The organism is Salinispora sp. CH2A1_6 (assembly GCF_056820975.1).
Window position 1 is genome coordinate 58,026 of the sequence record NZ_JBXEDG010000013.1, and the last position, 19,444, is coordinate 77,469.

General features: G+C 71.9%; 19 protein-coding genes. 15 read left to right on the plus strand and 4 right to left on the minus strand.

Features of this window, described 5'->3' with window-relative positions; translation table 11 throughout:
• Positions 1 to 95 precede the first annotated feature (95 nt).
• A complete protein-coding gene (locus AC1UKG_RS18265; protein ID WP_018744491.1) occupies positions 96 to 1,403 on the minus strand; it encodes a dicarboxylate/amino acid:cation symporter in 1,308 nt (435 codons plus the stop codon).
• Positions 1,404 to 1,720: 317 nt separating this feature from the next.
• Here AC1UKG_RS18265 and pcaF point away from each other — a divergent pair, with 317 nt between their 5' ends.
• The 5 genes from pcaF to AC1UKG_RS18290 all read left to right on the plus strand — a co-directional run bounded on the left by pcaF (position 1,721) and on the right by AC1UKG_RS18290 (position 7,907).
• Complete coding sequence (pcaF, locus tag AC1UKG_RS18270) at positions 1,721 to 2,926, plus strand: 3-oxoadipyl-CoA thiolase (protein WP_018815140.1); 1,206 nt, start codon at positions 1,721 to 1,723, stop codon at positions 2,924 to 2,926.
• A gap of 158 nt (positions 2,927 to 3,084) precedes the next feature.
• A complete protein-coding gene (locus AC1UKG_RS18275; RefSeq protein ID WP_482642099.1) occupies positions 3,085 to 3,903 on the plus strand; it encodes an SAM-dependent methyltransferase in 819 nt (272 codons plus the stop codon).
• A gap of 5 nt (positions 3,904 to 3,908) precedes the next feature.
• Positions 3,909 to 6,110 carry an EAL domain-containing protein gene (locus AC1UKG_RS18280; protein WP_018744494.1) on the plus strand — a complete coding sequence of 734 codons (2,202 nt, stop codon included), beginning with the start codon at positions 3,909 to 3,911 and terminating at the stop codon, positions 6,108 to 6,110.
• 229 nt (positions 6,111 to 6,339) lie between these two features.
• Entirely contained in the window at positions 6,340 to 7,197 is an 858-nt protein-coding gene (map, locus tag AC1UKG_RS18285) for a type I methionyl aminopeptidase (protein WP_482642100.1), read from the plus strand.
• Positions 7,194 to 7,907: a VIT1/CCC1 transporter family protein gene (locus AC1UKG_RS18290; RefSeq protein WP_018744496.1), complete on the plus strand. Its 714-nt coding sequence runs from the start codon at positions 7,194 to 7,196 to the stop codon at positions 7,905 to 7,907. The genes map and AC1UKG_RS18290 overlap by 4 nt, the downstream gene beginning before the upstream one ends.
• A gap of 10 nt (positions 7,908 to 7,917) precedes the next feature.
• On the opposite strand, the gene AC1UKG_RS18295 is transcribed toward AC1UKG_RS18290, so the two are convergent.
• The 3 genes from AC1UKG_RS18295 to AC1UKG_RS18305 form a co-directional block, all read right to left on the minus strand.
• On the minus strand, positions 7,918 to 8,388 hold the full coding sequence (locus AC1UKG_RS18295; protein WP_482642101.1) for a nitroreductase family deazaflavin-dependent oxidoreductase: 471 nt from the start codon (positions 8,386 to 8,388) through the stop codon (positions 7,918 to 7,920).
• Between the two features lie 72 nt (positions 8,389 to 8,460).
• Positions 8,461 to 8,904 carry a ferritin-like domain-containing protein gene (locus tag AC1UKG_RS18300; protein ID WP_018815137.1) on the minus strand — a complete coding sequence of 148 codons (444 nt, stop codon included), beginning with the start codon at positions 8,902 to 8,904 and terminating at the stop codon, positions 8,461 to 8,463.
• Entirely contained in the window at positions 8,901 to 9,335 is a 435-nt protein-coding gene (locus AC1UKG_RS18305; protein WP_033664011.1) for a hypothetical protein, read from the minus strand. Before AC1UKG_RS18305 ends, AC1UKG_RS18300 begins: the two co-directional genes overlap by 4 nt.
• 238 nt (positions 9,336 to 9,573) lie before the next feature.
• Between AC1UKG_RS18305 and rimP the strand changes: the two genes are divergently transcribed.
• The 10 genes from rimP (at position 9,574) to AC1UKG_RS18355 (ending at position 19,428) form a co-directional block, all read left to right on the plus strand.
• Positions 9,574 to 10,236, plus strand: coding sequence for a ribosome maturation factor RimP (gene rimP, locus AC1UKG_RS18310; RefSeq protein WP_018815136.1), 663 nt, complete (start codon positions 9,574 to 9,576; stop codon positions 10,234 to 10,236).
• Positions 10,233 to 11,276, plus strand: a complete 1,044-nt coding sequence (gene nusA / locus AC1UKG_RS18315; protein WP_018744501.1) for a transcription termination factor NusA — start codon at positions 10,233 to 10,235, stop codon at positions 11,274 to 11,276. Before rimP ends, nusA begins: the two co-directional genes overlap by 4 nt.
• Positions 11,277 to 11,291: 15 nt before the next feature.
• A complete protein-coding gene (locus AC1UKG_RS18320; protein ID WP_026271668.1) occupies positions 11,292 to 11,624 on the plus strand; it encodes a YlxR family protein in 333 nt (110 codons plus the stop codon).
• 93 nt (positions 11,625 to 11,717) lie between these two features.
• On the plus strand, positions 11,718 to 14,726 hold the full coding sequence (gene infB, locus AC1UKG_RS18325) for a translation initiation factor IF-2 (protein ID WP_018744502.1): 3,009 nt from the start codon (positions 11,718 to 11,720) through the stop codon (positions 14,724 to 14,726).
• Between the two features lie 87 nt (positions 14,727 to 14,813).
• Positions 14,814 to 15,107, plus strand: a complete 294-nt coding sequence (locus AC1UKG_RS18330; RefSeq protein WP_475890391.1) for a DUF503 family protein — start codon at positions 14,814 to 14,816, stop codon at positions 15,105 to 15,107.
• Positions 15,108 to 15,261: 154 nt separating this feature from the next.
• A complete protein-coding gene (gene rbfA / locus AC1UKG_RS18335; RefSeq protein WP_018744504.1) occupies positions 15,262 to 15,732 on the plus strand; it encodes a 30S ribosome-binding factor RbfA in 471 nt (156 codons plus the stop codon).
• Positions 15,729 to 16,775 (plus strand): DHH family phosphoesterase, encoded by a 1,047-nt coding sequence (locus AC1UKG_RS18340; protein ID WP_026325352.1) that lies wholly within the window; start codon positions 15,729 to 15,731, stop codon positions 16,773 to 16,775. The genes rbfA and AC1UKG_RS18340 overlap by 4 nt, the downstream gene beginning before the upstream one ends.
• A gap of 216 nt (positions 16,776 to 16,991) precedes the next feature.
• The gene (locus AC1UKG_RS18345) at positions 16,992 to 17,399 is read left to right on the plus strand and encodes a hypothetical protein (protein ID WP_018733579.1); all 408 of its coding nucleotides are present in this window, start codon (positions 16,992 to 16,994) and stop codon (positions 17,397 to 17,399) included.
• Positions 17,399 to 17,608, plus strand: coding sequence for a DUF6186 family protein (locus tag AC1UKG_RS18350; protein ID WP_018735444.1), 210 nt, complete (start codon positions 17,399 to 17,401; stop codon positions 17,606 to 17,608). The genes AC1UKG_RS18345 and AC1UKG_RS18350 overlap by 1 nt, the downstream gene beginning before the upstream one ends.
• A 491-nt stretch (positions 17,609 to 18,099) precedes the next feature.
• Positions 18,100 to 19,428, plus strand: coding sequence for an MATE family efflux transporter (locus tag AC1UKG_RS18355; RefSeq protein WP_018744507.1), 1,329 nt, complete (start codon positions 18,100 to 18,102; stop codon positions 19,426 to 19,428).
• Positions 19,429 to 19,444: the final 16 nt, after the last annotated feature.

Sequence of the window (19,444 nt, forward strand, 5' to 3'; positions counted from 1 at the left end):
GGGACAGGCCCGGTGCTGGGCGCGGGTGCCGGTGAGTCGGTCGGGACCGACGCCGGCCCCGCCCCAGCAGCGGGGCGGGGCCGGGAGGGGGCAGCTCAGGCGGGGGCCAGGGCCGGCTCCTCGTGCTGGCCGGGCCGGGAGTCGCGCTCGGCCGGGTCCTCGTCAACCAGGCTCCGCCGGCCGGCCGAGTCGTACGCGGTCCGGTCCAGGGTGCCCTCCCGGGCCGCCACGATCGTCGGCACGAGGGCCTGCCCGGCGACGTTGGTCGCGGTGCGGACCATGTCCAGGATCGGGTCGATGGCCAGTAGCAGGCCCGCGCCGGCCAGTGGCAGGCCGAGTGTGCTCAGCGTCAGCGTGAGCATGACGATCGCGCCGGTGAGCCCGGCGGTCGCCGCCGAGCCGACCACGGAGACGAAGGCGATCAGCAGGTAGTCGGTGACGCCCAGCTCCACCCCGAAGACCTGCGCCACGAAGATCGCGGCCAGGGCCGGGTAGATCGCCGCGCAGCCGTCCATCTTCGTGGTGGCGCCGAACGGGACCGCGAACGAGGCGTACTCGCGCGGGACCCCCAGCCGCTCCACCGCGCGCTGGGTCACCGGCATGGTGCCGACCGAGGAGCGGGAGACGAAGGCCAGCTGGATCGCCGGTCCGGCGCCGGCGAAGAAGCGCAGCGGGTTGAGCCGGCCGGCGCCGAGCAGCAGCAGCGGGTAGACCACGAACAGCACGATCGCGCAGCCGACGTAGACGGCGGTGGTGAAGCGGGCCAGCGGGGCCAGCAGGTCCCAGCCGTAGGTGGCGACAGCGTTGCCGATCAGGCCCAGGGTCCCGATCGGGGCGAGCCGGATCACCCACCACAGCGCCTTCTGAACGATCGCCAGTAGGGCCCGGTTGAGTGCGACGAAGGGCTCGGCGGGTGAGCCGACCAGCAGGGCCGCCGCGCCGAGGACGAGGGCGAGGAAGACGATCTGGAGGACGTTGCCCTCGACGAACGCGCCGACCGGGTTGGTCGGGATGAGGCCGGTGAGGAAGTCGGTCCAGGAGCCGGTCCTGGTCGGGGCGGTGGCGTCGGCTGTGTCCAGGGTGACCCCGCGGCCGGGGTTGCTGAGGAGCCCGAGGCCGATGCCGACGCTGACCGCGATGAGCGCGGTGGCACCGAACCAGAGCAGCGTGCGGAGCGCCAGCCGGGCGGCGTTGGCCACGCCCCGCAGACTGACCACGCTGATCACGATGGCGGTGAAGACCAGGGGTGGCACGGCGAGTTTGAGCAGCTGGACGAAGAGGCCACCGACGATGTCGAGGCCGCTGGCCAGCCAGCTCAGCTCAGCGGCCCGGGCGAGGTAGCCGAGGGCCACGCCGAGGGCGAGGCCGAGCAGTATCTGCACGGAGAAAGGGATCTTGCGCATGAAAGGTCCAAGTCTGGAAACGAAGAGCTACGGGCGGCGTCAGAGGTGCGGCCGCGCCGGACAGACGCCGCTGGCCTGCAGTCGAAGGTCGACGTACAGGCGCACGGTGAGATTCCAGACGTTGGTCATTGCCGGACGACGTTACACCGTTCTCCGCGGTTCGGGGGAGCGGCTGGCCGGTGACCCTCCCCACCAGGGTGACTCGGACACCTGCCACCCCGCTGGTCCGGGCATCGATATTCTGACGCCGGAGCGCCGCCCGGGATCTGGGTCCGCTCCACCCCCCCTCCGACCTTCCCACCCCCGAAGGACTCGCGATGACCGTGGCATATCTGGTGGCTGGTGTCCGTACCCCGATCGGGAGATACGGCGGGGCGCTCGCCGGCGTCCGCCCCGACGACCTGGCCGCGCACGTGATCCGGGAGCTGGTGACGCGGTACCCGACGGTGGACTGGGCCCGGACCGACGACGTGATCCTGGGCTGCGCGAACCAGGCCGGCGAGGACAACCGCAACGTGGCCCGGATGGCGGCGCTGCTCGGCGGGCTGCCCGAGCAGGTGCCCGGCAGCACGGTCAACCGGCTCTGCGGCTCCGGCCTGGACGCCCTCGCCCTCGCCGCCCGCTCCGTCATCGCCGGCGAGGCCGACCTGGTGCTGGCCGGTGGGGTGGAGAGTATGAGCCGGGCGCCGTTCGTGTTGCCCAAGGCCGAGACCGCGTTCTCCCGTAACGCGGAGGTCTACGACACCACCATCGGCTGGCGGTTGGTCAACCCGTTGCTGGAACAGGGGTGGGGCATCGACTCGATGCCGGAGACCGCGGAGAACGTGGCCGCCGAGTACGGCGTGGCGCGGGCCACCCAGGACGAGTTCGCGTACCGCTCCCAGCAGCGTGCGGCCAAGGCCCAGGCCGACGGTCGGCTCGCCGAGGAGATCGTGCCGGTGTCGGCCCCGGCCGGCCGGCGGGGGACCACGCTGGTCGAGGTCGACGAACATCCGCGGGAGACGTCGCTGGCGAAGCTGGCCGCGCTGCCCACCCCGTTCCGGGCGGGGGGCACGATCACCGCCGGTAACTCCTCCGGCGTCAACGACGGCGCGGTGGCGCTGCTGGTGGCCTCCGAGTCAGCACTCACGCGGTACGACCTGAACCCGTTGGCCCGGGTCGTCGGCGCCGCCGCGGCCGGTGTGCCGCCGCGGGTGATGGGCGTCGGCCCGGTGCCCGCCACCCGCCGGCTCCTCGACCGGCTCGGCCTGGCGGTGGGCGACCTGGACGTGGTCGAGCTGAACGAGGCGTTCGCCGCGCAGGCGGTGGCGGTCCTGCGGGAACTGGGCCTGCCGGTGGACGCCGAGCATGTCAATCCCAACGGGGGCGCGATCGCGTTGGGGCATCCGCTCGGCGCGAGTGGGGCCCGGCTGGCGCTGACCGCTGCCCTGGAGCTGCGGCGCCGGGGCGGCCGCCGGGCGCTGGCCACCATGTGTGTCGGGGTGGGCCAGGGCATCTCGCTGCTGTTGGAGTCGGCGGGGTGACCGGCGGCCCGCCCGCACTCTCCCGCCCGCATTGACGCACGCCTACAGTTGTGGGCACCTGATGATCCGCGGGGTCGGCCGGTGGCCTCCGCGTGTCCGCACGCGCCCTCGACACCGGTCCCCTCCCGCACCGCGGCGACGAACTGGGGTGTAGCACTGTGCAGAAGCAGGACGGACCTCCCACCGAGATTGACCTTTCTCGCCCGAGCGCGGCCCGGGTGTATGACTACTTTCTCGGCGGGGCCCACAATTTCGAGATCGATCGGCAGCTGGCCGAGCAGATCGCCAGCATGACGCCGAACCTCGCCGGCACCATGCGCGCCGGCCGCGAGTTTCTCCGCCGCGCGGTCCGGGTGCTGCTGCACGAGGGCATCGACCAGTTCCTCGACATCGGCTCCGGCATTCCGACCGTCGGCAACGTGCACGAGGTGGCCCAGGCGGTCAACCCGAACGCCCGGATCGTCTACGTCGACATCGACCCGGTCGCGGTGGCGCACAGTCGGGAGCTGTTGGTGGGTAACGACCGGACCGGGGTCATCCACGCCGACCTGCGCGATCTCGGGCACATCCTGGCGCAGGCCCGGGCGCTGAACCTGCTGGACTTCGACCGGCCGCTGGGCATCCTGCTCGCCGGGGTGGTGCACTTCATCGGCGACGACGACCGCCCGGGCGACCTCCTCGCCACGCTCCGGGCCGCCGCCGCACCCGGAAGCTGCCTGGTGCTCTCACACTCCACCTTCGAGGACCAGCCGCGGGAGATGCTCGACGCCCAGCGGTTGTCGGCGCGCACCGGCACCGAGATCACCCTCCGGTCCCGTGCCGAGATCACCGGTTTCTTCGGAGACTGGACCCTGCTGGAGCCAGGGGTGCTCCACCTGCCGTTGTGGCGGCCGGACTCCGCCTCCGACGTGGATGACAATCCGGCGCAGTTCGGTGCCTTCGGCGGGGTTGCCCGGCACGACCAACCGGTCGGCTGATCGCGGTGGCCGTTGTCCTGGAGTCGGGAGGGTGCGACCGTAGCCAGGCCGGAGCCGAGGGGTATGCGGCCGAGTGGGCCCGGGCCGTACGCCGGCTCGGCTTCGTCCCGTTCAGCGCCCCGGAGACCCAGCGGCTGCTGCACCTGCACACCGTTCGGCTGGCCCAGGCGCTGCGCGCCGAGCCGTTCTCGTCCCAGCCCGCGGCCCAGGTCGGCCAGGCGCTGGCCGAGGCGCACCTGACCGAGCCGGGGATGCTCGACTGGTCGGTCCGGGCGCTCGGTGACCGGTTCCTCGCCCGGGTCCTGCCCGACCTGGTCGGTACGGCGGAGGCGGCGACCCGGGTCGCCGCGTTGCAGGGTGCGATGGCAGCCGGTTTCGCCGGTGCGCTACGGGACCGCACCCTCACCCAGCAGGAGCGGATCGCCCGCTCGGCCTGGCAGGCGCGGGACGAGGTGGAGCAGGCGCTGCGGGACAGCGAGGCCCGGTTCCGCGCGGTCTTCTCCGGTGCCGCCATCGGGATCGGCATCGGCCTGGTCGATGGCCAGATCATCGACGTCAATCAGGCCTTCGCCGACATGCTCGGCTACACGATCGAGGAGCTGCGGCAGCGTAACGTGTCGTCGCTGTTCCACCCCGACGACGCGGCCGGGATCTGGGAGCTCTACCTGGAGGTCGTCGAGGGTAAGCGGGACACCGTCCGGCTCGAGAAGCGGTACTACCGCAAGGACGGCACCGCCGTCTGGACCGACGTGGCGGTGTCCTTGGTCCGCTACGACGACGGCCGTCCCCGGTTCACCGTAGCGGTGGTCGAGGACATCACCGAGCGCTACGAGCTCCAGCAGCGGCTCCGGTTTCAGGCACTGCACGACCCGCTCACCGGCCTGCCCAACCGGACTCTCTTCTTCGAGACCCTCGGGATGGTCTTCGACAACGCCGGCGCCGGCCGCCCGGTCGGGGTCTGCTTCCTGGATCTGGACGGGTTCAAGGCGGTCAACGACAGCCTCGGTCACGATCTGGGCGACCAACTGCTCGTGGTGATCGCCGACCGGTTGTCGGACTGCGTCGCCGGGTTCGGGCATCTGGTGGCCCGGATGGGCGGCGACGAGTTCGTCATCCTGGTCGACGACGGGGAGTCCCTCGACGACGTGGTGAGCGTCGCGGAGGCCGCACTCGCGGCCGTCGCCGCACCGATTCGGATCGGTGACCACCAGCTCATGGTCTCGGCGAGCGTCGGCATCGTCGAGTGCCCGGTGCACACGACCGATCCGTCGGAGCTGATGAAGGCCGCGGACACCACGCTGTACTGGGCCAAGGCCGAGGGGCGTGGCCGGTGGGCGGTCTGGGACCGGGAGCGAAGCGCGCGCGAGATCGCCCGATCCACGTTGGCCGCCGGCCTGCCGGCAGCCCTGGAGCGAGATGAGTTCGTGCTGGACTACCAGCCGATCGTCTCCCTGCGGGACGGCTCGATGCTGGCCGTGGAGGCGCTCGTCCGCTGGCAGCATCCCACGCTGGGTCGGCTTGGCCCGGCCCGGTTCATCGGGCTGGCCGAGGAGACCGGGTTGATCGTCCAACTCGGGGAGTGGGTGCTGCGCCAGGCGTGTCGGGACGCCGATGCCTGGCGACGCGAGGTGCCGGAGGCCCGCCTGGTCGTCAGCGTCAACCTCGCCGCGCGTCAGGTGGAGCACCCCGCCATCGTGGACGTGGTGGCGGAGGCGTTGACCGACAGCGGGCTCCCGGCCGAGCTCCTGCAGCTGGAGCTGACTGAGAGCGCCGTGATGGGTACCGCGGGGGAGCCGCTGCGGGCGTTGCACCGGCTCGCCGGGCTGGGGGTGGGGCTGGCAATCGACGACTTCGGCACCGGCTACTCGAATCTGGCGTATCTGCGCCGGTTGCCGATCCGGTCGCTGAAGTTGGCGGGCCCGTTCGTGGAAGGGCTGCGCGAGGCCGGAGCAGAGCGGGCGGCCGGCCATCGGGACGAGCAGATCGTGGACGCCCTGGTGCGGCTGGCGCGGGCGCTCGGGTTGTCGGTGACCGCGGAGGCGGTGGAGACCGGGGCGCAGGCCGAGCGGCTGCGGGCACTGCGGTGCGATACCGGGCAGGGCTACTGGTTCGGCGTGCCGGGGCCGGCGGGTGAGATCACGGCCCGGCTCCGTGGGCGGGGAGCGGTGGCGCGGAACCCATCGGGTACGGCGGATCACCGTACGTGAGAGAGAGGTCGGATCCCGCGCCACCGCTCCGCCGGGCGTTGCCGAGCGCCCGGCGCTGGCCCGTCCGGATCGGGCCTGGTCACCGCAGTCAGGATGCGGCCGGGGCCGGCAGTGGGGCAAATCATTTCGGGCGGCGTGTGCTCGTCCGGCACGGTCCGCCCCGGTCCGGCCCGGTCCGGGGCGCGATGGGCGCCACGCGGGGTCGAGGTGGCGGCGTTAGGCTTGCGCCATGACCGTCCGTGCGCCGTTGACCCCAGGCACGCTCTCTCCCTGGCGACAGGTGCCCGCCCACATTCCCCGACCCGAGTACGTGGGCAAGAAGCAGCCCAAACAATGGCAGGGCTCACACGTACAGACGCCGGAGACCATCGAGCGGATGCGGGCCGCCGGGCGGTTGGCGGCGCAGGCCACTGCGCTCGCTGGCGAGCACTGCAAGCCAGGGGTTTCCACCGACGAGATCGACAAGGTGGTGCACGAGTTCCTCTGTGACCATGGCGCCTACCCGTCAACGCTGGGTTACCGGGGGTTCCCCAAGTCCTGCTGCACCAGCCTGAACGAGGTGATCTGCCACGGCATCCCCGACTCGATGGTGCTCCAGGACGGTGACATCATCAATGTCGATGTCACCGCCTTCCTCGACGGGGTGCACGGCGACACCGATGCCACCTTCTGCGTGGGTGAGGTGAGCGAGGAGGTTCGGTTGCTGGTCGAGCGGACCCACAAGGCGACGATGCGGGGCATTCGGGCGGTCGCCCCCGGCCGGCAGATCAACGTGATCGGTCGGGTGATCGAGTCGTACGCCAAGCGCTTCGGTTACGGGGTGGTGCGGGACTTCACCGGGCACGGCATCGGCGAGGCGTTTCACAGCGGGCTCTATGTGCCGCACTACGACAGCCCCCGGCCCACCGATGTGATGGAGCCGGGCATGACCTTCACCATCGAGCCGATGATCACCCTCGGCACCTACCAGTACGACATGTGGGATGACGGCTGGACCGTGGTCACCAAGGACCGGAAGTGGACCGCCCAGTTCGAGCACACGATTCTCGTGACCGACGACGGCTACGAGATTCTCACCCTGCCGTGACCGAGACCCCGGCGGCGCTGCGGGAGGCACACCATGCGGATGTCTCCGGCGGCTGGCTGCGCCCTGCGGTTTTCGGGGCGATGGATGGACTGGTCACCAATATCGCCCTGATCGCGGGGGTGGGGGGTGGCGGGGTGTCGGCGCGCGCCGTGCTCCTCACCGGCACCGCCGGCCTGGTTGCCGGCGCCATCTCCATGGGGCTGGGGGAATACACCAGCGTCCGGTCGGCCAACGAACAGGTCGCCGCGGAGGTGGCCAAGGAGCGGCGGGAGTTGGAACGGCACCCCGAGGTCGAGGCGCGCGAACTGGCGGACACCTGGGTGGCCCGTGGCCTGCCCCGGGAGCTCGCGACGCAGGTCGCGGAGGTGGTGCGGCGCAATCCGGAGGAGGCGCTGCGGGTGCACGTCCGGGAGGAGTTGGGCGTCGACCCGGACGACCAGCCGAGCCCGTGGGCGGCGGCGATCTCGTCGTTTGTCTGCTTCTCCGTTGGCGCCCTGGTGCCGCTGCTGCCCTACCTGCTCGGCAGCACCAGTCTCTGGCTGGCGCTCGGCGTCGGTGGCCTTGGTCTCTTCCTGGCCGGCGCGATCGTCGCCCGGTTCACCAGCCGGCGTTGGTGGGCGGCGGGCCTGCGCCAGCTGCTGCTGGGTGGCCTCGCCGCCGCCGCGACCTACGGCATCGGCACAGTGATCGGTATTCAGGGCGGGCTGTAGGAGGAGGCGGCTACCCGGCGACGGGTACCAGCCGGAAGAGGTGGATCTTACGGTCGCCGGCCCGCTGCACGTAGGTCTGGTAGGCCGGCCACTCGGTCACCAGCAACTGCCAGAGTCGGTCCCGCTCGGCGCCCTCGGGGATGTCGGCGCGTACCGGAAACCGGCGCCCCTTGATGTCTACTTTGGCGTGGGGGGTGGCGAGCAGGTTCAACGCCCAGGCGGGCTGGTGGGTCTGTCCCCAGTTTGACCCGACCACCACGTAACCGTCCCCGTCCGGCACGTACAGCAGGGGGTTGCTGCGGGGCTTGCCGGAGCGGCGGCCGGTCGTGGTGATGACCAACGACGGGAGAAGCCCGAGGGCGATCACCCGTCCGCGGCTGAGCCGCCCGACCGCGCGGTCAACCGGGACGAGGAGCCGGGCGGTGGTGCTGAACCAGCGGTGGTGACCGACCCGGCGGGTGAGGGAACCCAGAATGGACATGGAGAGCATTCTGCCGACCGGTGGCCCGGGTCGATGCTCCGGCCCCGCGGTCGGCGACCGCTGCCGAACGGGTCAGGCGGTCCTACCGGGGAAGGGCGTGGTCAGGGGGGTGATCCCCGCGGTTCGTCGCCAGTGGGTGGCCCGCACCGCGCAGTCGACCAGCGCCGCGAGTGCCCGTTCCCGCTCGGCGCCGCTGGTGGCGGCGACCGTCGCCTGCCAGAATCCCGCCGTACGCTCCTCGACCTCAACGGCGAGCCGGAGGGCGCTCGGCTCGTCGGTGACGGGGAACGGCAGGGCGTAGCCGGCCTGGTCGGCCGGGAGGCTGTCGCCAGCCTCGGTGAGCTGCAGCACCAGGTCGTCTCGACGGCGCCGGTGCGTCGCCTCGGCGTCGCGGGCCGCCTCCCGGGCGGGTCCGGTCAGGCGTACCCCGATCGGGCCGTAAGCCCAGATGGCGGCGTATTCGGCGGTCAGGGCCGCGGCGTGGGCGGAGCTCGCGCCGGGGGTGGGGGTGTTCACTGCAGCGCCTCCAGGTGGCTGGCGCGGGCGGCGGCGATGCTGGCGAGTAGCGCGGCCCGCCCGGCCGGTGCGGCCAGGCAGGCCCGGGTGGCCGACGCGCTGGCCGCCTGCTCGCGTTCGCGTAGGCCGGTGAGGGTCGCGTCGGAGTCGGCGGGGGTGCTGGCGGTCGGGGTGGCCGACGGTAGGGCCACCTTGGTGATCCGGGCCAACTCCGCCGCGTGCGCGCTGTGCGCTTCGGTGATCGGTGCCAGCCGGGCGGCCAGCGTGGGGTGGGTCGTGGCGGCGTCCCGGTAGGCCGCGGCGAGCGCGAGCGCCTCGTCCACCATGGGGGCGAGTGGGTCGGGTGGGGGCGGTTCCTGGTGGAACAGGTCACAGCCGGTGAGCGACGGCACGGCGCTGCCGAGGGTCAGGAGTGCACCCACCCGTAGCATGTTTCGCCGGGAATGTCTTATTGTCCGGTCCGGAAGTGTGTCCTGCTGCGTCATTTTGCCCATCACCGTCCAAGTCAACACCATGGTGGCGCCCCCCGCAGAGGCCAGAGTCGGTGCGCCGGCCCATCCGACGGGCCGGCGGCGCGTTACGCTCTGCGCAACCACCGGTGCGTCCGCCCCGGTGGCGTGTGGCTATGGCGACCGACCGGGCGCCGCCAACAGCAGATAGGGGCGCCAGATGAGCCAGCGTGGCCGGGCCACCAGGCCCACCGGGCCGACGGGGCGACCGCGGCGTACGGGTGGCCAACGCAGCGCCGGTCGGGTCAACCGCGGCGGTGATCTCGCCAGCCGGCGGGCCCGGTTGCACGAGGTTGTCGAACCAGTCGTCGGCGAGGCCGGGTACGACCTGGAGGAGCTGTCGATCTCCCGGGCCGGCCGGCGCCACGTGCTTCAGGTGATTGTTGACGCCGACGGCGGAATCGACCTGGACGGCGTCGCTGAGATCTCGCGGGCGGTCTCCGCCGCCCTGGATGCGGCCGAGGAGGCCAGCGGGGACCTCGTTGCCGGGGAGTACCAGCTCGAGGTCAGCTCGCCGGGCGTGTCCCGTCCGCTCACCCTCCCCCGGCACTGGCGGCGCAACACCGGTCGCCTGGTACGGGTCATGGTGCGGGGTGGGCCGGACGCTGGGGATCGCCAGGTCACCGGGCGGGTGGTCGAGGTGGACGACGAACAGGTGGTGTTGGAGACCGACGCCGGTCGGGCGGGGTGGAGCTACGCCGAGTTGGGGCCAGGACGGGTGCAGGTCGAGTTCACCCGCCCGGGCGAGGCGGATGGCGCTGACGGCGCCGACGAGGCCGGCGATTTCGACGACGATGATGATGTGGAGGGCGAGGAGAGGTGAACATCGACCTCGCGGCGCTGCGCGCACTGGAGCGTGAGCGGGAAATTCCGTTCGACACGATCCTCGCGGCGATTGAGACCGCGCTGCTGACGGCGTACCGGCACACCGAGGGTGCGCAGCCGTATGCCCGGGTGGAGATCGACCGCAAGACGGGCGCGGCCTTGGTCTTCGCCCAGGAGGTGGAGCCTGACGGCGGTGTGGTGCGGGAGTGGGACGACACCCCGCACGACTTCGGTCGGATCGCGGCGATGACCGCCAAGCAGGTGATTCTTCAGCGGCTGCGGGAGGCCACCGACGAGGTGCACTTCGGTGAGTACGTGGGTCGGGACGGGGACCTGGTGACCGGGGTGGTCCAGGCGCACGAGGCGCGTGCCGAGAAGGGCATCGTCAGTGTGGACCTGGGCAAGCTGGAGGGGGTGCTGCCCCAGTCCGAGCAGGTCCCCGGTGAGCAGTACGCACACGGCGAGCGGGTGCGCTGCGTCGTGGTTCACGTAGCCAAGGGTGTACGCGGTCCGCAGGTGACCCTGTCCCGCTCGCACCCGGCGTTGGTGAAGAAGCTCTTCGCCCTCGAGGTGCCGGAGATCGCCGACGGTTCGGTGGAGATCACCGCGATCGCCCGTGAGGCAGGTCACCGAACGAAGATCGCTGTCCGCTCCACCGCGGCGGGGGTGAACGCCAAGGGTGCCTGCATCGGGCCGATGGGTCAGCGGGTGCGGGCGGTCATGGGTGAGCTGCATGGGGAGAAGATCGACATCATTGACTGGTCCGAGGATCCGGCGGCCTTCGTCGGAAACGCACTCTCGCCAGCCAAGGCCCTCCGGGTGGAGGTGGTTGACCTGGCCTCCCGAACCGCTCGGGTAACGGTGCCGGATTTCCAACTTTCACTGGCTATTGGGCGAGAAGGGCAGAACGCCCGGCTTGCCGCCCGATTGACGGGTTGGCGGATTGACATTCGCTCCGACGCCGAGCCGGCCCGCCCGGCGGGTGGGGCCGAAGCTGATCACGTCCCGGAGCCGGGCCGCGCGATCTCCGGGGGCTAGGGGTAGACTTTCCCAGTGGTACGACGCGCGCTGCCGGAGCGCACCTGTGTGGGTTGCCGGTCTCGAGCGTCGACCAAGGAACTGCTGCGGGTGGTCGCGGTGGGTGATGGGGCTGGTCACAGCCTTCGTCCCGACCCGGCCCGCAGGTTGCCGGGTCGGGGGGCGCACGTGCACCCAGACCCGGCCTGCTTCGCGCAGGCGGTGCGGCGTCGTGCTTTCGGGCGGGCGCTGCGCGTCACCGGGGTCCCCGATCACGGTGAGCTTGCGAGGCATATCGATGCGCCAGCCACGACGTCCGGCCAACCCGACCGGACGCGGGTCGCTAGCAAGGTAGGACGACCGACATGAGCACACGATGAAGTCGCAGAAATGACCAGGCTTCAAGTGCACGAGTGAGGTCGCTGCGGGTGCTGCCCGCACGACCTCGGAATGAGGAGTGCAGTGGCAGGAAAGGCCCGCGTACACGAGCTCGCCAAGGAGCTCGGGGTCGAAAGCAAGACCGTTCTCGCCAAGCTCAAGGAGATGGGCGAGTTCGTGAAGTCCGCGTCCAGCACGGTCGAGGCGCCGGTCGCCCGACGGCTGCGGAACGCGTTCGTCAACAATGCCGGCTCGCCCGCGCCGGCGGCTCCGCCGGCGGCGACCCCGCCGACCCCGACCCCGACCCCGACCCCAACCCCAACTCCGACCCCTTCCCGGACCCCGACCCCGGCGCCGCCCCCGGGCGGACCCCGCGTCACGGCCAAGCCCATGCCGCCGCGGCGGCCGGGTGCCCCGACGCCCGGCCCGAAACCCAAGGGTCCGGTTCCGGGTCCGCCGCAGTCCGCGACACCGGCCGCCAAGCCGGCGAGCGCCCACGACATCGAAGTGGCGGCCGCCGAGGCGCGTGCCGCCGCGCTGAAGGCCGAGCAGGAGGCCGCGGTCAAGGCCGCGCAGGCTGCCCGGCAGCAGCAGCGGGAGAACGTCCGGCGGGAGCCGCCCACCGAGGGTGGTCCGCGCCCGGGTCCCCGCCCCGGTCCCGGCACGATGCCGCCTCGGCCCGGCTCTCCGGCCGCCGGACGTTCCGGCGGGCCCACTCCGGGCCCCGGTCCCCGGTCCGGCGGTCGTCCGCCGGCGCGTGGCGCCGGTAACAACCCGTTCGGCATCCAGGGCGGCCAGCAGCGTCCCCCGGCCGCCGGTGCGGGTGGTCCGCGGCCCAGCCCGGCCTCCATGCCGCCGCGGCCCAGCCCGGCCTCGATGCCGCCGCGGCCGAGCCCGGCCTCCATGCCGAGCCAGCGTCCCGGCCGGCCCGGCGGCCCCGGCTCCGGTCGTCCCGGCGGCGGCGCCGGCCGCCCCGGTGGCGGTGGCGGCGGCTACCGCGGCGGTGGCGGCGGTGGCGGCGGTGGCGGTGGCTACCGCGGCGGCCCCGGTGGCGGTGGCGGCGGTGGCGGTGGCTACCGCGGTGGCCCCGGTGGTGGCGGCGGTGGTTTCCGCGGCGGCCCCGGCGGTGGCCGTCCCGGTGGCGGTGGCCGTGGCCGCGGTGGTGGTGCCGCGGGTGCCTTCGGGCGTCCCGGTGGCCGGCCGACCCGCGGTCGCAAGTCGAAGAAGCAGCGCAGACAGGAGTTCGACAACCTGTCGGCCCCGACCATGTCCTCGGGTGCGCCCCGGGGGCAGGGCCAGACCGTCCGGTTGTCCCGAGGCGCCTCGCTGTCGGACTTCGCCGACAAGATCAACGCCAACCCGGGTTCGCTGGTCCAGGAGATGTTCAACCTGGGCGAGATGGTGACCGCGACCCAGTCCTGCTCCGACGACACCCTGCTGCTGTTGGGTGAGCACCTGGGCTTCGCCGTCCAGATCGTCAGCCCGGAGGACGAGGACCGCGAGCTGCTCGCGCAGTTCAACATCGACCTGGACGCCGAGGTGGCGGAGGACCGTCTGGTCAGCCGGCCGCCGGTGGTGACCGTCATGGGTCACGTCGACCACGGTAAGACGAAGCTTCTGGACGCGATCCGGAAGGCGAACGTGGTGGCCGGCGAGGCGGGTGGCATCACCCAACACATCGGCGCCTACCAGGTCCACGTTCCGCACGAGGACCAGGACCGGGCGATCACCTTCATCGACACCCCGGGTCACGAGGCGTTCACCGCCATGCGTGCCCGTGGCGCCCAGGTCACCGACATCGTGATCCTGGTCGTCGCGGCGGACGACGGGGTGATGCCGCAGACTATCGAGGCGTTGAACCACGCCAAGGCGGCCGACGTGCCGATCGTGGTGGCGGTCAACAAGGTCGACAAGCCGGACGCCAACCCGGACAAGGTCCGCCAGCAGCTGACCGAGTACGGACTGGTCGCCGAGGAGTACGGCGGCGACACCATGTTCGTCGACGTGGCGGCCAAGCCGGGCACCGGGATCGACAGCCTGCTCGAGGCGGTCCTGCTGACCGCGGACGCGTCGCTGGAGTTGACCGCTCCGACCGACGGCCCGGCACAGGGTGTGGCGATCGAGGCGCACCTGGACAAGGGCCGGGGCGCGGTGGCGACGGTGCTGGTGCAGAAGGGCACCCTGCGGGCGGGCGACTCGATCGTCGCCGGCGGGGCGCACGGCCGGGTCCGGGCGATGCTCGACGAGAACGGCAACCAGGTCGCCGAGGCGGGTCCGGCTCGTCCGGTGCTGGTGCTGGGTCTGACCGCGGTGCCCGGGGCGGGCGACACGTTCCTGGCCGCCGAGGACGACCGCACCGTGCGGCAGATCGCCGAGCAGCGGCAGGCACGGCGGCGAGCGGCGGCCTTCGCCAACTCCCGCGGCCGGGCCACCCTCGAGACGCTCATGGAGCAGCTCAAGGCGGGCGAGAAGACCTCGCTCAACCTGGTGCTCAAGGGCGACGTCTCCGGCTCCGTGGAAGCGCTCGAGGACGCCCTGTTCAACCTCGACATCCCCGAGGAGGTCCAGCTACGGATCATCCACCGCGGCGTCGGGGCGATCACCGAGAGCGACGTCATGCTCGCGAGCGCCTCGTCGGAGGCGGTTACGATCATCGGCTTCAACGTGCGGGCCGCCAACAAGGTCCGCGAGATGGCCGACCGCGAGGGCGTGGAGATCCGGTACTACACCGTCATCTACCAGGCCATCGAGGAGATCGAGGCGGCGCTCAAGGGCCTGCTCAAGCCGGAGTACGAGGAGGTCGAGCTGGGCACCGCGGAGGTCCGCGAGGTGTTCCGTTCGTCCAAGGTCGGCAACATCTCGGGCTGCATCGTCCGGTCGGGTCTGCTTCGGCGTAACGCCAAGGCTCGGCTGCTGCGTGACGGGGCGGTGGTGGCGGACAACCTCACCATCAGCTCCCTCAAGCGGTTCAAGGACGACGCGACCGAGGTGCGCGAGGGCTTCGAGTGTGGTCTGACTCTGGGCGGCTACAACAACGTCCAGGTCGGCGACGTGATCGAGACCTTCGAGATGCGGGAGAAGGCGCGCGCCTGATCCGGTAGGGACAACAGATCAAGGGGTTTACGCCATGCTGCGTAAACCCCTTGATCATGTCCGGGTTCGTCCGTAGTCTCCGGGACGATGTTCACCGGAACCGCGGTATTCGACCTTCTGCTGCCGGGCGACTCCCGGTCGCTGAAGGCCAAAAGGTCCTACGTTCGGCCGATCGTGGCGGCGCTGCGTCGCGTCGAGGTCTCCACCGCCGAGGTGGGGGCGCTCGACCTGCACGGGCGGGCGGAGATCGGCGTCGCGGTGGTGTCCGCGACGGCAACCCACGTACACGAGGTGCTCGACTCGTGTGAGCGCCTGGTCGCCGCCCGTCCCGAGGTTGACCTCTTGTCGGTGCGTCGGCGGCTGTACGGCGCGGACGACTGATCCACCGGCGTCGCTGCGGGGCTGCTCCGCGGGCGGTCACCGCACCGGCCGCGTACGGGCGTACCGGCGGCGCGGGTAGTGTTCGTGGTGTTGGCCGGCGGCTTGGCACTCCAGGTGCCCGGCGGTCGGGAGCGGTACGCCTGGAGGTGGCGAGATGTCGGATCCGGCCAAGGTGCGCCGGCACGCGGAGCGGGTGCGCGAGCTGGTCGCGTCGGTGGTGCGCAGCCAGATCAAGGATCCCCGGCTTGGCATGATCACCATCACGGATGCGCGGATCACCGCCGACCTCCGCGACGCCACGGTCTTCTACACGGTGCTCGGTGACGCCGCCGCCCAGGCGAGCACCGCCGCGGCGTTGGAGAGTGCCAAGGGCATGTTGCGCAGCACTGTCGGGAAGGCGCTGGGGCTGCGGCACTCGCCGACGCTGACCTTCGTCCTGGACGACGTGCAGGATCAGGTCAAGCACATCGACGACCTGCTCGCCCAGGCCCGCCACGCGGATGCCGAGGTGCAGCGCCTCGCCACCCGGGCCGAGTACGCGGGTGAGGCCCAGCCGTACCGGCTGGAAGAGGAGCCCGAGGACGCCGGGGACGAGGTGCCGCCGCCGGGCGGGGACCAACGGTGACCGATTCCGCCGTGGGGGCCCGGTCCGCGCCGGTGGAGGCCGACTGGGCGGCGGCGGTGGCCGCGGTCCGAGCCGTGCCGGGCGCCGGGCGAGTGCTGCTGGTCTGTCACGTGAACCCAGACGGCGACGCCCTCGGCAGCATGCTCGGCTTCGCTCTCGGCCTGCGTCGGCTCGGTCTGCGACAGGTACAGGCCGCCTTTCCCGGCCCGCCGCAGCTCCCGGAGCCGCTGCGTGGGCTCCCCGGTGAGCAGCTGCTGGTCCCGGCGGCGGAGGCGGTTGCCGATCCGGACCTTCTGATCAGCTTCGACGCGGCGAACGAGTCCCGGTTGGGGGAGCTGGCTGACCGGTTGACGACCGCCGGCAGCACGGTGGTGCTCGACCACCATGCGTCGAACCCCGGCTTCGGTGCGATCAATCTGATTGACCCGCGGGCGGCGGCCACCGCGGTGCTGGTGGACGAACTGCTCAACCGGCTGGGGGTGCCGCTCGACCCGGAGATCGCCGAGTGTCTCTATGTGGCGTTGACCACCGACACCGGCTCGTTTCGGTACGCGGCCACCACCGCGGCGGTGCACCGGTTCGCGGCCCGGCTCCTCGCCACGGGTATCAGTCCCGGTGAGATCTCTCGTCGCGTCTTGGACACCCGCCCGTTCGGTGCCGTGCGGCTCTACGCCGAGGTGGTGGGTCGGGCCCGGCTGGAGCCCGCCGCAGCGGATGGTCACGGCCTGGTGTGGACCTGGGCAACCCAGGAGGACCTGGCCCGGCACGGGCAGCCCGCGTACGTGCTGGAGCCGTTGATCGATTCGGTGCGGTGCACGGCGGAGGCCGACGTGAGCTGCGTGGTGAAGCAGACCGCCGACAGCGAGTGGGCGGTGTCGTTGCGGAGCAAGGGCGCGGTGGACGTGAGCGCGGTGGCGGTGGCGTTGGGCGGCGGAGGGCACCGGCTCGCCGCGGGCTTCACCGGCCGGGGCAGCGCTGACGAGGTAATGGAGGCCATCCGGCGGGAGCTGGTCGGGGCGCTACTCGCCCCGACAGGCGGGTGAGGCCGGTGTGCGGTAGCGGGTGCGGGCCGGTGTTGCGGTAACGGTTGGGGGGCCGGTGCGCGGTAACGGTCGGGTTAGCCCTGCGGCAGTGGTCGGGGTCGGCCTGGCGGTTAGCTGTCGATCGGCCGTTCGGCTGATGATCTGTCGACAAAGATCAGGGTCGGCTTACGGGTGTTCGGTCTTCCCGCCGTTGGTGACGGTGGGCAGAATTGCGGCATGGAACAGCCCCGTGACCTGACAATCGAGGTACCGCGTGCCTGGGATCGTCCCGCTGTCACTGTGCCCGTGCTCGTCTGCCTGTCGTTGGTGGGCGGCCGGTTTCCGTCCTTCTCGATCGAGGCAAATCTGTGGACGCTCGGCACCGGTGGTGTCCTGATCTGGCTTGGCCTGGGTAACCGGGTGCCCCGGCGGCCCGCACCGGTTCGGCTGGATCAGGGCGCGGTGTGGTGGACGTTGCCGGTGGTGGTGTTTGTGGTCTTCGAGGGGGCCACCTTCGTGGCCGCGGCGGGTGACGAGTTCCCGACCTTCTCCCGGCTGGCGGATCCGCTACTGGAGGACGGGGTGATCCGCTCAGCGGCTTGGCTGGCCTGGTTGTCCGCGTTCTGGGGGCTGGTGCGGCGATGATGCGGACGCTGGCGATCGGCGGTTTCCTGGCGGCGGTGGCGCTCTTCGTCGCCGTGGAGTTGGCGGCCCGCCGGGAGGGGTCCCGTATCCCCACCCTGGGCGAGGTCTGCGCGTACGTGATGCGGTACGAGGTCGGCTCGGTGCCGGTCGGCCGGATTGGGCTCTTCGGCTTCTGGTGGTGGCTGGGCTGGCACTTCCTGGCTCGTTGAGGTGCCGCTATCCGCACTGTGGCTTCGCCCGGATGGTGGGAACCACCGGCGGTGGGCAGACCTGAACGATAGCTTGGGTATTGACCGATGCCGTGCTGACGGTGCTGGTCGTGAGCGGTGGGGCCGTACCCGGCGTCGTCGCTCTCCAGGGTCGGACCGACCCGGGCTCGCTGCTCCGTGTGCCGCTCCGGCGACCCCGGACGCCCGCGGGTGGCAGACCTTGCCCGTGAGTCCACCGCTGCGTTGGTGGCTCGCGCCCTGGAAGGGGTTTCCCATGCCGAACAAGCCCAAGCCCGACACCGTTGACGAGGCGCGTGAGCAGCTGCGCCGTGCGCTGCAGACCTCGATGGACACCCGCCAGTGACGTCGCCGACCGGCTGACGCCCTCCCCGACGGGCGGCGCTGGCCGCCCGTCGTCCGGCGCAGCCCGCGGCTGGTAAGTGACTAGTCCGGTTTGCGGTCCTTACCGAGCCGTGTCAGGATCGGCGACGATGAACCCGCCGGCCGCCACCACGCCTCGCTCCGCCTCGCCGCGCAGAATTGCCGCGCTCGCCCTGCCGGCCCTCGTGGTGCTCGCCGCCGAACCGCTGTATGTGCTGGTGGACACGGCGGTGGTGGGACACCTCGGCCGGGTCCCGCTCGCCGCGTTGGCGATCGGTGGCACGGTGCTGACCCTGATCGCCTGGTTGGGCACGGTGGTCGCGTACGGCACCACCGGACGCTCCGCCCGACGGTTCGGGGCTGGTGACCGCACCGCCGCCGTCGCCGAGGGAGTCCAGGCCTCCTGGCTCGCGCTCGCGGTAGGGGTCCTCGTCGCGGTTGGCATGCAGGCCGGCGGCGGCGTGCTCGCCCGTACCCTGGTCGGGGCGGAGAACGACGTGGCGGAGGCCGCGGCGCAGTGGCTGCGGATCGCGGCGCTGGGCGCACCGGGGCTACTCCTCGCCGCTGCGGGAAACGGTTGGCTGCGGGGGGTCCAGGACACCCGCCGGCCGCTGTGGTTCGTGCTCGGCCCGAGCCTGCTCTCCGCGGTGCTCTGCCCGGTGCTGGTCTACCCCGCCGGGCTCGGCCTGCCCGGATCGGCGGTCGCCAACGTCGTGGCGCAGACGATCTCCGGTGCGCTCTTCGCCGGAGCGCTGGTCGCCGAGCGGGTGGCCCTCCGCCCCCGGCCCCGGGTTCTCGCCCAGCAGCTTGTGCTCAGTCGGGACCTGCTCATCCGCGGCGTCGCCTTCCAGGCGAGTTTTCTCTCCGCCACCGCGGTGGCCGCCCGCTTCGGCGCGGCGGTGGTCGGCGCCCACCAGATCGTCCTGCAACTCTGGTTCTTCACCGCCCTGGTGCTCGACGCGCTCGCCATTGCCGCGCAGGCCCTCGTCGGTGCCGCGTTGGGCGCCGACGACGTGGCCGGCGCCCGCGGACTGGCCCGCCGGATCGGGCTGCTCGGCGCCGGCTGCGGTGTGGCGTTCGCGCTGGTCATCGCCGCTGGTGCCGGAGTGGTTCCGGGCTGGTTCAGCGCCGATGGACAGGTCCGTGAGCAGGCGATGGTGGCCTGGCCCTGGTTCGTCGCGATGCTGCCGCTGGCGGGCGTCGTCTTCGCCCTGGACGGGGTGTTGATCGGCGCGGGGGACATCCGTTACTTGCGGAACCTCACGGTCGTGGCGGCGTTGGGAGGATTTCTGCCGGCCATCTGGCTGGCGTACGGGCTGGACCTCGGACTCGGTGGGATCTGGGCTGGGCTCACGTTCTTTGTGGTGCTCCGGCTGGCCGCCCTGCTGCTGCGGCTGCGCTCCGGCCACTGGGCGGTCGTCGGCGCGGTCCGGACCTGAGTAGCGCCGCCCCTGG

Excerpts from the sequence above, each read along its gene's own strand:
- AC1UKG_RS18265 (WP_018744491.1), bottom strand. The coding sequence starts at position 1,403 with ATGCGCAAGATCCCTTTCTCCGTGCAGATACTGCTCGGCCTCGCCCTC.
- pcaF (WP_018815140.1), top strand. The coding sequence starts at position 1,721 with ATGACCGTGGCATATCTGGTGGCTGGTGTCCGTACCCCGATCGGGAGA.
- map (WP_482642100.1), top strand. The coding sequence starts at position 6,340 with ATGACCGTCCGTGCGCCGTTGACCCCAGGCACGCTCTCTCCCTGGCGA.
- AC1UKG_RS18295 (WP_482642101.1), bottom strand. The coding sequence starts at position 8,388 with ATGTCCATTCTGGGTTCCCTCACCCGCCGGGTCGGTCACCACCGCTGG.
- AC1UKG_RS18305 (WP_033664011.1), bottom strand. The coding sequence starts at position 9,335 with ATGCTACGGGTGGGTGCACTCCTGACCCTCGGCAGCGCCGTGCCGTCG.
- rimP (WP_018815136.1), top strand. The coding sequence starts at position 9,574 with ATGAGCCAGCGTGGCCGGGCCACCAGGCCCACCGGGCCGACGGGGCGA.
- AC1UKG_RS18330 (WP_475890391.1), top strand. The coding sequence starts at position 14,814 with ATGTTCACCGGAACCGCGGTATTCGACCTTCTGCTGCCGGGCGACTCC.
- rbfA (WP_018744504.1), top strand. The coding sequence starts at position 15,262 with ATGTCGGATCCGGCCAAGGTGCGCCGGCACGCGGAGCGGGTGCGCGAG.
- AC1UKG_RS18345 (WP_018733579.1), top strand. The coding sequence starts at position 16,992 with ATGGAACAGCCCCGTGACCTGACAATCGAGGTACCGCGTGCCTGGGAT.
- AC1UKG_RS18350 (WP_018735444.1), top strand. The coding sequence starts at position 17,399 with ATGCGGACGCTGGCGATCGGCGGTTTCCTGGCGGCGGTGGCGCTCTTC.
- AC1UKG_RS18355 (WP_018744507.1), top strand. The coding sequence starts at position 18,100 with ATGAACCCGCCGGCCGCCACCACGCCTCGCTCCGCCTCGCCGCGCAGA.